The sequence below is a fragment of the Ruegeria sp. O11 genome, from assembly GCF_056535285.1.
Map to the genome: position 1 here is coordinate 1 of NZ_JBQERS010000005.1, position 13,408 is coordinate 13,408.

At 53.2% G+C, this 13,408-nt stretch carries 10 protein-coding genes; 6 read left to right on the top strand and 4 right to left on the bottom strand.

Going from position 1 to position 13,408, the window contains the following annotated elements:
- Positions 1-202 precede the first annotated feature (202 nt).
- Positions 203-988 (bottom strand): DUF6629 family protein, encoded by a 786-nt coding sequence (locus ACRZ91_RS11610; protein ID WP_480905443.1) that lies wholly within the window; start codon positions 986-988, stop codon positions 203-205.
- Between the two features lie 669 nt (positions 989-1,657).
- Here ACRZ91_RS11610 and ACRZ91_RS11615 point away from each other — a divergent pair.
- Positions 1,658-1,915: a hypothetical protein gene (locus tag ACRZ91_RS11615; RefSeq protein WP_170546638.1), complete on the top strand. Its 258-nt coding sequence runs from the start codon at positions 1,658-1,660 to the stop codon at positions 1,913-1,915.
- Between the two features lie 712 nt (positions 1,916-2,627).
- Here ACRZ91_RS11615 and ACRZ91_RS11620 read toward each other — a convergent pair.
- On the bottom strand, positions 2,628-3,746 hold the full coding sequence (locus ACRZ91_RS11620; protein ID WP_480618106.1) for an alpha/beta hydrolase: 1,119 nt from the start codon (positions 3,744-3,746) through the stop codon (positions 2,628-2,630).
- A 61-nt stretch (positions 3,747-3,807) separates the two neighbouring features.
- Positions 3,808-4,806: a lipoprotein N-acyltransferase Lnb domain-containing protein gene (locus ACRZ91_RS11625; RefSeq protein WP_480905447.1), complete on the bottom strand. Its 999-nt coding sequence runs from the start codon at positions 4,804-4,806 to the stop codon at positions 3,808-3,810.
- A gap of 216 nt (positions 4,807-5,022) precedes the next feature.
- Between ACRZ91_RS11625 and ACRZ91_RS11630 the strand changes: the two genes are divergently transcribed.
- Both ACRZ91_RS11630 and ACRZ91_RS11635 read left to right on the top strand, forming a co-directional pair.
- Positions 5,023-6,096, top strand: a complete 1,074-nt coding sequence (locus ACRZ91_RS11630; protein WP_480905450.1) for a dipeptidase — start codon at positions 5,023-5,025, stop codon at positions 6,094-6,096.
- A gap of 3 nt (positions 6,097-6,099) precedes the next feature.
- Positions 6,100-7,410 carry a carbohydrate porin gene (locus ACRZ91_RS11635; protein ID WP_480905453.1) on the top strand — a complete coding sequence of 437 codons (1,311 nt, stop codon included), beginning with the start codon at positions 6,100-6,102 and terminating at the stop codon, positions 7,408-7,410.
- Positions 7,411-7,504: 94 nt separating this feature from the next.
- Here ACRZ91_RS11635 and ACRZ91_RS11640 read toward each other — a convergent pair whose 3' ends face one another.
- A complete protein-coding gene (locus tag ACRZ91_RS11640) occupies positions 7,505-7,696 on the bottom strand; it encodes a hypothetical protein (protein ID WP_480905456.1) in 192 nt (63 codons plus the stop codon).
- Positions 7,697-7,986: 290 nt separating this feature from the next.
- Here ACRZ91_RS11640 and ACRZ91_RS11645 point away from each other — a divergent pair, with 290 nt between their 5' ends.
- The 3 genes from ACRZ91_RS11645 to ACRZ91_RS11655 all read left to right on the top strand — a co-directional run bounded on the left by ACRZ91_RS11645 (position 7,987) and on the right by ACRZ91_RS11655 (position 13,223).
- Positions 7,987-8,232 carry a hypothetical protein gene (locus ACRZ91_RS11645; protein ID WP_480905458.1) on the top strand — a complete coding sequence of 82 codons (246 nt, stop codon included), beginning with the start codon at positions 7,987-7,989 and terminating at the stop codon, positions 8,230-8,232.
- Between the two features lie 310 nt (positions 8,233-8,542).
- On the top strand, positions 8,543-11,824 hold the full coding sequence (locus ACRZ91_RS11650) for an adenylate/guanylate cyclase domain-containing protein (RefSeq protein ID WP_480905461.1): 3,282 nt from the start codon (positions 8,543-8,545) through the stop codon (positions 11,822-11,824).
- Between the two features lie 385 nt (positions 11,825-12,209).
- Positions 12,210-13,223 carry a GlxA family transcriptional regulator gene (locus ACRZ91_RS11655; RefSeq protein WP_480905464.1) on the top strand — a complete coding sequence of 338 codons (1,014 nt, stop codon included), beginning with the start codon at positions 12,210-12,212 and terminating at the stop codon, positions 13,221-13,223.
- Positions 13,224-13,408 lie beyond the last annotated feature (185 nt).

Consider the following 13,408-nt stretch of genomic DNA (forward strand, 5'->3'; position numbering starts at 1 on the left):
AAATCTCAGCACGCTGTGCGGCGTTATAGTAAATGCGACGACGATACTTCATGGGAAACACTCCATCTTTGCTCAAAGATTAAAGTGTTGCGTCCACCTGTTGAGGGCACCCCGCAAAGCGGTCATTTGACAAAAACTGTCGGATGACGGCTTTCCAGTGAAACCCCCTGCCCGCACTTAAACGCATTTTTCAAAATGTCCCTCAACCTTCGGCAGCTCCACCTAAGCGGTCTGCCTCCCAATAGTGAAACTTTAGAACGAAGTAGATGTAGGCAGACAAACCTGCCGCAACGAAGCACCAGATTGACGTGAAGGCATGAGAAGCAAAGAAGAACCCCAAAGCAACGGAAACGACAATTAGATACCCGAAACCTCGTAAGCCTTTATCGCTCGATCCCACAAGCGGAACGCAGATCACCAAAGCGTAGAAAACACGTGCAAAGTTCCTCGTAGTTTCGGACGGGAACGTTTCTATGTTTTCATACTGAATGGAGTGTTGAGCTAGGCCAATATCTAGGTTTGCAGGTGACAACAACACTGGTAAGTAAAGCAACAAGCCTAAGCAAAAACCAATTCCGCAAATCCCTTGGAATATGAGCCTGCGACGCCGGTTACGTTCAATCGAAGCCGCGGACAGCGGAACCCAAAACGGCCAAAAGAAATAGGCAAAGAAGAGAAACGTCAACGCAGCTGCCGAAGAAGGGTTTGCCGACGGGTTGTCAATGGACACCCACAAGAAGCCTTCGGACAATTGCTGAATCCCAAAGAAAAGTGGAAAGCTGGCTAGCGGAAGAAATCGTTCGCCCATTTGCAACGCCAAACGTATCGTAAGACCACTGCAGGCTATGATTGCTGCACCGGCTACAAAACTGGCTTGTGATGAGAAACACATGCTTAGACACCTCTGCCGTTTTACATAGCTGAAGTCGTTGAAGCAAAGAACACTTTTCATTCCGAAGTACTGGCTTGTGCTGCCTAAAGGGGGCATTGTCTGTTGTCTGGCCAACTATTTAGGAAACGGTGCTGTCAGGTAAATTCGGACCAGTCAAATCGGACCAACCAGCGGAATGTTGGTCGTTAAGCGCCGACGATCTCAGCGGCCGGGTCCGCGAAGAAATTGGTTAAAAAGTTAAGTGTCTTTATGTTTTCTTCCGACGTACCAAGGAATGCCGATAGCCTGTGCTACGCGGATTTTCGGGCTCGTCTTTTGACGTTCTTCCCCATGCTGTTTGTCTTGACCAACGAAATCGCTCCGGCCTTGAGTTTACAGTTGAGGAAGTGACTTCAACGCTGGCTTGCAGCTATCAGGAAAAATCGCGGCATTGAGGCTCACCTTAACTAAAAAGTATCCATCACTCGGAATTAGCCGCGCTGCCAACGATCCGTCCCTCCGGTCCAGTTGATGGCGCGAGTTGCGAATCCAATCCGGGCTTTGCCGGCTGTCACATGCACCCCAAACCTGTAACCTGCGCGTACCACCCATCCCTCGGGCGCCGTTTTTTTTCGGTCCAACCGTCTGAATTGTACGTGTTAGCAATATCACAAATCACAAACGGTTTGTCTTGTAATTTGATCCCGCTGCTCCACTGGCAGCGAACACTCCAGTTATGCTCAGTGGAACTGAGATCACGAATTAATTGGAATTGGGAGGAAAATCATGACCAATAGTTTAGACGTGAAAACCACATGGGCTTCGGTAATGGATGAAACCAAAAACCCACTAAGAAATCAGTCCTTACCCGTGGCCCATTTGCTGATGCAAATGTTGGCATGGATGTGGAGCGCAATTTTTTCGCTTATGGTCGGCAGTTACTTCGTGTTCGGCGTAACAGCGGCGGCGCATATGCTACTGATAGGCGGTCTCTTTGTAACACTGTTGGTGTTCAGAAAGTCGGAAGCGACTAAAATCGACTAATTGGCTTCTGTTGCTGGCGTGTTTCCTATGTGCCCCGGTGGTCCACAGAGTTCCTGCTCGGTCGGTATGGCGTGGTCTGGCGGTTCGACGCCGTGATGGTTCAAGATCCGCAAATTGCGGTTGAACTGGAACATAGTCGCGTCCCACCTGCCAGCCGTCGTACGAAAGCGTAGATCGCTGAATCTTGCCGCCATCCGGCACAGGCACAGCCTCCATGTTCGTCCAACCTTTGGCCTATCCCTCCGTTGCAGCGGCCCACACTGCACCTCCAGGAGTTTCACTTAGTCAGTTGCTCAGCTTCGTCGATCAGATCAGCGACACACAACGTGAATATTGAATGCCCTACGGCCGCCCGCTCTTACCATCCCTTGCAGTAAAAGCGCTGGCTTTTTGTGGTCTGGGCTATCTATTGATCCGTATTCCCAGTACCCGGTATGCATAGCCCTCTTTGCAAATCGGGCGTTCCCGCGCTGCGAGTGTGCAAGCTTCCGTCGGCGCGGGAGCTTTGATTGGCCCGATGACGTTTCAGTCTAGTATCCAAACTGCCACCGCTCCCGATGGTTCGCCTTGTCGTGAACGCCTCATTGATCGAACGCGACATGCTTCGCAAATTGCTTCAGGCCAACGGACGACTCGATCGAGCAACTTTGCAAGAAGTCTATAGATACCTGATCACAGGTCGCCAGATCGGCGAACAAATAGTATTTTAGCGTCAGTCAAACACTCTAATGGGTGAGTTTGCCATAATCCGTTCGATTGGAGGCGCTGAACTGGTTCCAAATCTGCTCGCTGAATTTAGACCCAACCCAATCAACTGCACGACCTCCGGCGACCCAGTGAACTTGCTGTGGCTTCCAGAATCGGAGTTCTCAATGTCGGATAGGTCTATGACAAGAACTCCGAATTCTTTTTCAAGTTCCTCCGCATCAGAGGCCCCAACCCTAGGGATGCCACCTGCCAATCGGCGTGAGAATTTCAAAGCACTGTCATCTTCTGACGTCAAAATGAAGATTTTCTCGGTGATCGACTGGGGGATCGCCTCCATGTGGCTTCTGAATAAGTCGATATCGATATCTGGCGAAGCAAGCATGATGTTTTCAACTTTCGTGATGCCTCGCGCGCGACCAGTCTCGACGGAGTTGACAATACCTTCCATAGTTAAAAGGCAACCCATCGAATGAGCGAAGATATTGACACTTGTAGCGTTGGTCTGTTGAAGAACACTCGCAATTTCAGGAAGTTTACTGCGTGCAATCAGCGTGCTGTTTAAGTCGTAGACATACCCAGTTGTCTGAGCAGAGGACGCCCAAGACATTAAAACGGGCACTCCTTCGTATCCAGAGTCCTCAACGAACTGCGCAAGCCTCAAAAGTGCATCAGTGGTAGTGTTATTATAGCCGTGCACAAAGAAAAGGATTGTGCGTTTAGAAGGTGGGCGAGAGTTCAATTCCTTGTTTACCGCAGAAATAAACCTTGCATCGCTGGAATAGACAATAGGGTCTATTATTGTGAACTCTTTGCTCGGATCAGGGGGCAACTTCTTGGGTCGTTTCAATTCGCCAATCTCATGCGTTGGAGGAATTGTCACATCGACCGACGCCAAACCGACTTCTTTTGCTCTGTCTCCGGAGAAAAAAACACCCTGCACACCTGTTGCCGCCCTAGTCGTCGCCATAAAGATTTTTTGCTTCTTCACTCCAGCTTGGTCTTCAATGCTAACCTCAGGATTTTCTATCCCGACCAGTTCAGGAGGTCGTGAACACGCACTAACCAGAACCATTAGACCCAAAATGAGCAGAGTGAGCTTTAACACTTCGCTTTTTTTGGTCATGTGAGTAGCCCTATTTGACGCATCCAATGTGATTGTAAGTGCATCTAGTAAATATCATCTTTTAAGGTTTGGGGACACCTACTCGTATGGCCTCCGAATAGCCGTCCACCAAGCCGAAGGCCTCAGCCTTCTCAGTGATATCCCCCAATCGAAATATCTCTTCGATCGATAGATCAGTGTTCATGCTCCCATGATCATAAAGAAAATATGGGAAATACCCGTTGACAATGATTCTCCAATCCATCGGTATTTTGATGCCAATATGCCGTGCGATCTGGACCACTGTACGTGAGCAATTGGTGAACACCGAATTAAACCAATGCGGTTTTTCTACGACCCCGTTCGCCGCTGCAACATACCCTTCGAGAAGCTTCCTACGATTCCCAGGCACTGTTCTGAGACTAAAAATCTGAACGCGAGCGCCCTGAATGTTCGAGCGTAAGCCGACAACATCTTTTTCTTCGCTCGCCACAACTGCAATCGAGTGCGCTTTGAAAAAGTCAGCAACTGGCGAGAAAGAAACCCCCTTCTCTCGACGGACTTCATTTGACCAAGCAAGGTACCGCCCGTCTTTGAAGCCAAAGCTCAAAATCATATGCGCCATGGATGGCCCGCCCCAATACGACATAAAAAGATCCACTGTCTCAATCTGCGAGAGATTGTAACTGCGTGTTTCCCATGTCTCCGTCACGTCGGTTTCGCTTCGCCAATCGAAGTTCCGTACATTCTCTAGTGTTAAGATGTCCCCGTCGATTGAGCCTGTTACCTGTTGCGCGACCTCCGGAGACCAATTTCCCGCGAACGGCGGAACCAGCGTGTTCCACCACAAATTCAGTGCAACAAGAGCTGTTGCGAAAACAACGAGCCAGCGCCACCGCACCCGTGTAAACATTGCGACTAGCGTTCCCATGCCGAAGACTGCGAAACCACCGCAAACGACCCACTTCAGCCACTCGGGTCCGGGAAGTTTGAACCATAGAGCGAGAGTTCCCCAAATTACGGAATAAGCCAGGGCAGGAAGAAGCACTGAAACACTTAGAACCGTAAAGACAACTCGCATTCTAGAATGCTCCTCCAAATGATGTGAGCAATCTTAAGCTAGCACGACCAACGGACCATTCGATGTCAAATCTTCAGTTTCTTGAAACAGCAGATCTAAGAAACGAAGGCGCGCAATTGCAAATATCACTTTAGTGGATACAGCTGAAAATCCCCAAATAGCAGAGAGTGTCCAGTATCCGCAAAACCTTGTCCCGACGGCAAAAGACAGCAGACGGTGGTCCGTGCAAAACAGATCATGAAGGACAATATCGTGATCGATACGCTCAATTGCGTCGGAATGGAAAGGCCGCTCGGCTGGGTACATGATGATCAGTCAAGAGACCTGATGCTCGGGTATTGGGATCGCGCGCGAGAAGCAGGTGTCACGGCGATGGCGATGACAGTCCAGATCGATCCCGCACGCAGCGAAGCGGCCATCAAAAAAATCGGGACCCACCTGGATGCGATCAGCCGTTACCCGGAGAAGTACCTGCTTGTCCGCAACACACAAGACATCGAAACCGCGCATGCCACCGGCAAGCTCGGCTTGTATTTCACATATCAGGGCTCGTGCATTTACGACGAAAACCCGGAACTGGTGGCCGTGTTCCGACAACTGGGCCTTGGCTACAGCCTGATGGCCTACAACAACCGATATCGCGTCGGAGACGGGGTCTATGTGCCCGACAATGGGGGTTTGACGCCTTGGGGTAAAACCATCATTGACGCTCAGGTTCGCTATGGCATGCCCGTTGACGTGACCCACACCGGCATACGCTGTACCGGCGAAGTCATCGCCTACGTCAAGGACACCCATCCCGGCTGGCCAGTGATCTATTCCCACACAGGATTAAAATGCTGGGTCGATCACGAGCGGGCTGCCACGGACGAAAATGCTCTGGCCCTCGCAGAAACAGGCGGTGTTATGCATGTGAACCTTTGCAACCCGGTCGTCAGTGCCGACCCGCAACCAGAAATCAAACCTGAAGAACACGCCGGGGCCATCGACTGCGCAGTCCAGCTATTGGGCGTTGATCATGTAGGGATTGCAACCGACGACTTTGAGGACAACCAGCCTTTCATCGATTTGGTTCTGGCTAATGCTGACAAGTACGATGAACGCAGCCTCAACGATGTGCGTCGCGGAGTGAACCTCTTTGCCGAATTATCTAAATGTCTGCCCGCGATCATCGACGTGCTTCTGGGCAAGGGCTACTCAGAAGACGACATCGCCAAGATTATCGGTGGAAACACGTTGCGCGTGCTGCGTCAAACCTGGGACACAGGAGTGGCAAAATCGACAGGATAACTGATGTACAAAGTTCCGGTTCATCTACCTGCTGACCTTGCGCATGACAACCTGGATGAACTTCTTCTGATGACTCGCCTCGGTGCTCTTGCAGCGGCCATGGCACTGTTCGCCGGTCCCTTGGCTGCACAGGACACTGGCCCACGCGGCCGCCTTGAGGCTGCAGCTGGATCCTCGATTGGTGGACCGGCCACTGCTCCCGCTCAGCAAGAGCAGGATCGGCTCAAGCGGCTGGAGGACAGTCGGTTACCGTTGGTCGACCGGTTCTTCGATCCCTTTGAGGCGGCCAAAGAGGAGTTCCGCAAGGACACGGGTCTCGCGCTTTCCTTTGACTATCAGGCGCTCTACCAGCGGGCCTCTCACAGCCTGACGGGTGTCGATGACGGCGCGGCTGGACACCTGAGGCTGCTGGGCACCTGGACCCTGTTCGACCGGGGAGGCGGCAACCCCGGCAGCCTGGTTTTCATTCTCGAGAACCGGCACAAGCTGGGCCTCGAACAGACGCCAGCGGGTCTTGCCGGAGAGATCGGCTATGCCGGTCTGACCGGCCTGACCTTTGGAGACACTGGCAACAGCCTCTCGGTCGCCTACTGGTCGCAGACGATCCTCAATGGTGCCGGAGGGCTTGTATTCGGGCGGATCGACCCGGCGGACTATCTCGACATTCTTGGATATGTGAACCCGCGAACCGGGTTTCAGAACTTCGGCATCAACTACAACCCGGTTCTGGCGATCCCCGACCCAGGCTTCGGCTTTGGGGGAGGTGCTTATCTCACCGACCAGATCTACGCCTTGGCCATTGCATCAGACGCCAATGGATCATTGACGGATGTCGAGTGGTTTCCGGGCGGTTCGGAGTTCTTCAAATATGCTGAGATCGGATGGACCCCGGCCCGGGACCAACGCTACCTGACCAACGTCCACCTCGGCTACTATCATGTCGACGAGCGAATACAGGCCGGAGTTCCCTCAAGCTCGGGCTGGGTCGTTTCCGCGAACCACACCTTCGACAATGATCTGATGATCTTCGGTCGCTATGGGCAATCCGATGGAGACACTCCTATAGCCCGGGAAGCAGGCACAATAGGCCTGATGTGGAGGCCGGGGATTTACGACGACCTCTTCGGCATTGCGGTAACGTTCGCCGAACTGGTTGACCCAACGCTTCCGACGCAGACCACGACCGAAGCCTTTTATCGGCTTGATCTCGCGGACAACATGGCCCTGACAGCGGACGTGCAATACCTCAGCAATCCCGGCTTCAATGATCGCGACCCGCTAGTGTTCGGCCTTAGGTTCAGGATTAACTTGTAAAGGCAACGGGACGGCTGGCGCGATTGTCTGCTTTCCGCTTGGGATTGGACATTTGCAATGACTGAACAAACCGTCCGCTCCAGGCTGGAGACAGTCATCTGAGTCTTTCAGTCAGATGACGGTTTAAGAACGGATAGCGGTCATTGTTGGTGGTCATTCCGAGAATTTTCGCTTGAAGGTCTGCATTGAACGGCAGCGGACGTTCGCTGAAATCTGCTGAACGGCAGAGTTGCCGGACAAAGCCGTAATTTACCGTCCATACGAGCGTTGTTAAGCTGTCATCCATGTGGCGTTCCGTGCAACACCAGCGCCCAATTACTATTGTTTGCGGGGGTGAGGCTATTTCCATCCCTTCCCGAGACGCAACACTTGCCTACTTTGCGAATTCAACTGCGGCTGCTGGCATTTCGGGCAATCTGCTCTTTTTCATGTTCTGGGTGCCTGGCGTTTTGCATCGCGGTTGCGTGCGTTGCTGATTTTTCAGAAACAGTTTGTTTCGAATATATTAATTGTCAAATTTGATCCGGTGAACGACGTCAAACGTAAGCCCTATATCGAAACAAATGGGGGCTAAAAATGAAAAAGCTTTTCGTAATTTCCACTACCGCGCTCATCGCGTTCACTGCACCTGCCATGGCTAACGGTAATTCCGATGCCGCGAAAAATATGGCGGACACTCTTTCCAGTACGCCGGGAATTGGAGCTGCCGCACCGTCGGTCAGTGGTAAAAACGCTATCGATGGTGACACGAGTGATAGCGGTTGGGGGAACGCCGGCAGTCGTGAGGTTTCGGGACAGCAAGTCTCTCGCGGAAAGAAATAATAAACCACCTTCGTGTACCGAACCTAGTTGGGTACAAGTTATCATTTTTGGAGGGCGTCGTTCTAATGATCGGCGTCCCTACTTTGCTTTTTGCGTCGCGTCTCAGTTGGAATAATCTGCAAAGCAGCGCCGACATGATGCACGTCTGCTTAGGGCTCGATGCAGCCATTCGCGGATTTCACCTGAACGCCTGCTTTGCGGACAGAGCAGACAATTGATTAGCTGCAGCATAGTTACTTCAACGCCGCATGCGCAACGATGGTGAATCATCAGACTAGTGTATAGACTGAGCGCATAAGGGGCGAAGTCTATGAGCGATCTCGGTGATTGGCTGAACAAGAACGGGCTCGGCGAATTCGAGGGCATTTTTGACGAGAATAGGGTCGAACTCAACGACCTTCGATTTTTGACAGATGAAGATCTCAGGGACCTGGGAATTCCACTTGGACCACGGCGCAGGCTTCAGGCTGCTACGAAAATCCTGTCTGACCCGGATAGTCCCGCAGTTGAATCCCGTCGCCGTTCGGTGGAATTTGATGGGGAAAGACGGCAAGTGACAGTTTTGTTCGCCGATCTTGCTGGTTTCACCACGTTATCCGAAGAGCTCGACGCGGAAGAGCTGCACGCCATTCTCAATCGCTATTTCGACACCACCGACGCGGTCATCCAGCGCTACGGCGGGCAGATCGATAAGCATATCGGGGACGGTGTAATGGCAGTTTTCGGCGCTCCGATTGCACATACCGACGATCCAGAACGCGCGGTCAGGGCAGCGCTGGATATCCATCGGGCGATGGGCGAACTCAGCCATTCAATAGGACGCGAACTCTCGGCCCATGTTGGCATCGCCAGTGGTGAAGTTGTGGCAAGCGGGACGGGAAGTAACGCATTCAGCGAATACACAGTGATCGGGATGACTGTTAACCTTGCGTCCCACCTCGACGACCTCGCGGAGTCCGGCGAAACGCTTGTTTCAGACGATGCGTATGAGGCTGTTTCCCGCAGGTTTTTATGCGTGGATCGTGGAAGCCTGACGGTGAAGGGTATTGCAGAACCCGTGCGGGCATGGAGCGTCGAGGGGCCATTGGCCGAAACTGCCAAGCGACCTGTCGGCAAACTTCTTGGGCGGCGTATGGAACTCAGCCAATTCCGGGCGTTGCGCGAGGAATGCGTCTTCGCAGGCGAAGGGTGTTGCCTTCTCGTGCGAGGCGATCCAGGGATCGGAAAGACCAGGTTGGTCGAAGCATTCATCGAGGATGCAGAGTCTCAAGGCTTCAAGTCGATTAGGGGCCTTGTGCTCGACTTCGGTACGTCGCACGGAAACGACACCATCAATGCTCTGCTTCTCGGTTTGCTCGCCATTCCGCAAAGTAGCGATGCGGAAGATCAGGAAATTGCGCTGCAGAGGGCGATTGCGAAGGGCTGGTTGCCTGAAGATCTGAGAGTCTTTGCAGCGAACCTTTTGGCTGTGCCGCGGAGCCCTGAATCTGAGGCGATATACAACAACATGGACTATGCGGCGCGCGAAGAGGGGTGTCGCGAGACGCTTACGAAACTCGTTCTTGCCCAGTCTGAAGAGAATCCACTGTTGGTAATCGTTGAAGACATTCACTGGGCCGATGCTCAAACCCTAGCTTACCTTTCGGATCTTGCCCGCGAGATTGCGGACACGCCGGTCCTGCTCGTCATGACGTCGCGAATTGAGGGGGCCTCAACGCAAGGAGACTGGTTTGGCAAGATGAGCGGGGCCTCACACAGCGTTATGGAGCTCCAACCGCTGTCAGGGCGAGAATCCCGTGCACTTGCGGAAAGCCTTGTGCCGAACGCCAAACAAGATCTTGGCGCATTTGTTGAAAGGTCAGGCGGCAACCCGCTTTACCTGGAACTCCTGATGCGAAACCTTGACGAGATCACAGAGGAAACCCTTCCGAGTACAATTCAGGGTCTTGTCCTATCCCGGATAGACCGGCTTTCTCCGGTCGACAAAGCGGTGCTGCAGGCAGGCTCTGCGATCGGGCAGAAAATGACACTCGAATTGCTGCGTCACATGGCGTGCGAACCTGGCTATGACGCCCAGGGCCTTGTCGAACACCGTCTTCTGAAACCAGAGGGTGAGGATTTTCTATTCGAACACGCTCTGATCAGGGACGGGGTTTATGCCTCGCTACTTGGCAGTCGGAGACGGCAGCTTCATCTGCGCGCAGCTGAGTGGTTTCAGGACAGGGACCCGGTGCTTTGGTCGGAACATTTGGATCGGGCTGAGGATCCAGATGCGGCCAATGCCTATCTCGCCGCCGCAACTGCCGAAGCCGCAGACTTCCGACCAGAGAAGGCGCTCGAATTGCTGCGTCGGGGATTGGAAATTGTGGATGAGGACAGGCTTCGATTTCAGCTTTTGAAGTTTGATGGAGAGATCCTAGAGATCCTGAACCAGTTCGATGAGTCTGCGTCCGTATGGGAAGCAGCGACTTCGATCGCGCCGACAAGAATTGATGCGTGCCATTGCCTGACCGGGCGTGCGCTTGCGTTGCTTAGGTCGGACCGACACTCTGAAGCCGACAACCTGCTCAACGAAGCAGCCGCCATCGCGTCGGATCTGAATCTGAAGAAAGAACAGGCGCTAATCCATCGACGGCGAGCGACAATCGAGTTTGCGCGCGGCAATAACAGGGCCACTTTTTCCGAAAGCCAGGCGGCACTTGACCTTGCGGAGGAGTTGGGTCTTGTCGAGCTAGAGGCCGAGGCGCTGAGCTGCCTTGCCGATGCCGAGGCTGCAGCCGGAAAGTTTGTGAGCGCTCGTGCGTATTACACCCGATGCATCGACATTTGCCGCGCAAATGACCTGCGCCGCTTTGCGATCGTCAATGAAAAGATGTTGGGCGACAACGCGTTCTACCGGGGCGAGCTGATGGAAGCCCGCGCCAACTTCGAGCGTGTCGTCGAAAACTCGACAGAATTGCGCGACGTTCGATCCGAAGCTCTGGCTCGCAATATGCTTTCGTATCTCGACAATCTCGCCGGACGCGCAGAGGCGGCGATGGAACACGCCAGACGCGCAGAGGAACTGATCGAAAGCATCGACATTCGACGCTTTCTTATGAACACATACTGCCTACTAGCCATGGCCCACCGTGTGAACGGGTCTCCAAAAATTGCGTTGAGCCATCTAGATGACGCTGAATCTCTGGCCAAAGAGTTGAACGTCATTTGGTCGATGCCGTGGGTTTACGGCGAACGGGCTATGGCGCTTGGACCAGGCAAAGGGCGCAACCAGTCTCTCGACAAAGGGATGGAACTTCTCGCAGCTGGCCATGGAGGTTATTTCACGTTTGAATTTTTCCGTCCAGCCATCGAAGCCGCGCTGGACAGCCAAGACTGGCCGAGGGCCAAAAAGCTTTGTGATGCCTTCAGTAAATCCATGGGCGACGAACCTGTGGGACTTCCCGAATATGTCATCAATAGAGCCAAAGCGATAATCGCGGCGAGGAATGCAGTTAAAAACGATGACCTCATTTCGAAAGTCCATGCTCAGGCTTTGGAGATGGAACTTCTGGTCGATTTACCCGCGATATGCGATGCCATGGGTCAGTAGGGGATTCTCATTACCTGCCCGAGGCAAGAAGTCTTCGGATATGTGGGCGACTGGCCGCTCTGCGGACATCGAGTCGTTCAAACTAGCGATTTCTCAAAAGCGGACCGCCTGGTCCAATATAGACCGCCGATTCCCATACCCCTTTGGCAACCTTGCAGTTGCAGGCTCCTTTTTCCTTATCATCGGCTCTGCCGATTTCTGCAGCTGCTGACCTCTGCAAGGACGTTGGCCAAATCCTGAATGAAATTTGTTCCCAAAGCGTGTTCACCATACCCAAACCCTCCTACGAATTTCGAGTGGTGGTAGACTGTTGGACATTTACTGTTGGGCGTGAGCGGCAGAACGGCTAAAAAGGGGGCAAATTCACCAATTTGGAATTTTGACGATGCCATTTTCAGTTCAGATCGTGACCACTCCAGAAACGAGCGCTTCCAGCGTTTTTGGTCTATATGACACATTGGTAGCCGCGGGGCGGGACTGGGAATATTTGGTCAGCGGCGAAGAGCCTGCGCCAGTGTTTGACGTCAGCCTCGTTGGCCCGGACATTGAAGGGTTTCGTTGCGGAAGTGGCGTTTGGGTCGTGCCAGACCAGACATTCGACCAAGAAGACGACGCTGATATTGTTGTCGTACCTGGGTTGACGCTTTCACCTCATGACAGACTTGACCCCGAACAACACCCTTGTTTGGCGTGGCTTGCTAAACGCGACTTGTCCAAAACGCGAATAGTTTCAGCGTGTACGGGGGCGGTCTATCTAGCGGAAATTGGTATTCTGGACGGGGTTGAAGCGACGACTCATTGGGCTTGGGAAGGTCTCTTCCGAAAGTTTTATCCAAATGTGCGGCTTCGGACCGAACGCGGCCTTTGCTTTGCTGATGCGTCTCGCGGACCTGTTACGTCGGGCGGTACAACCGGATGGCAGGAACTCGCAACATTCCTGATCGCGCACTATGGCAGCGCGCAAAGGGCGGCACGGGCAGCAAAAGTCTGGCTTATGGCCAACCGGGGAGAGCTTCAGTCGCCTTTCAGCTCAATGATTACCACGGCACCCCATGCAGACGCGGCTATAGCACAGGCTCAGCAATGGATTGCTGAGAATTACGGCATCGATAACCCGGTTGCCGAAATGGCGGAACGTTCCGGCTTGCCGCCAACTACTTTTGCGCGCCGCTTTCGCAAAGCCACCAGCAAGCCACCGCAAGACTACGTTTTGGCGCTTCGCATTGAAGAAGCCCGGCAAATTTTGGAAACCACCGAGGACTCGGTTGCAGAGATTGGAGAAGCAGTCGGCTATGTTGATACGCCGTCGTTTAGGAGGTTGTTCAAGCGAAAGACCGGGCTGACCCCTAGCGAACATCGCAAGATGTTCGGCCAGTCTCGGTTCTCCAAATACTCCTGATGGAAGGTGGCGCGGATCGGCAATCCCACTGACCGCCTTTGGAGCTCGAAGCGGCCGTTCGCTGCACTCGGTTTAGACGACTAAGCGGATATCGCTGATGCAATGCCGAAATGACCACTTTGGGCTCGAATCGGTCGCTCGTAGAGTTTGGGCGAGCGTCTGCTGTAAGTGGACAAACCTGCCCT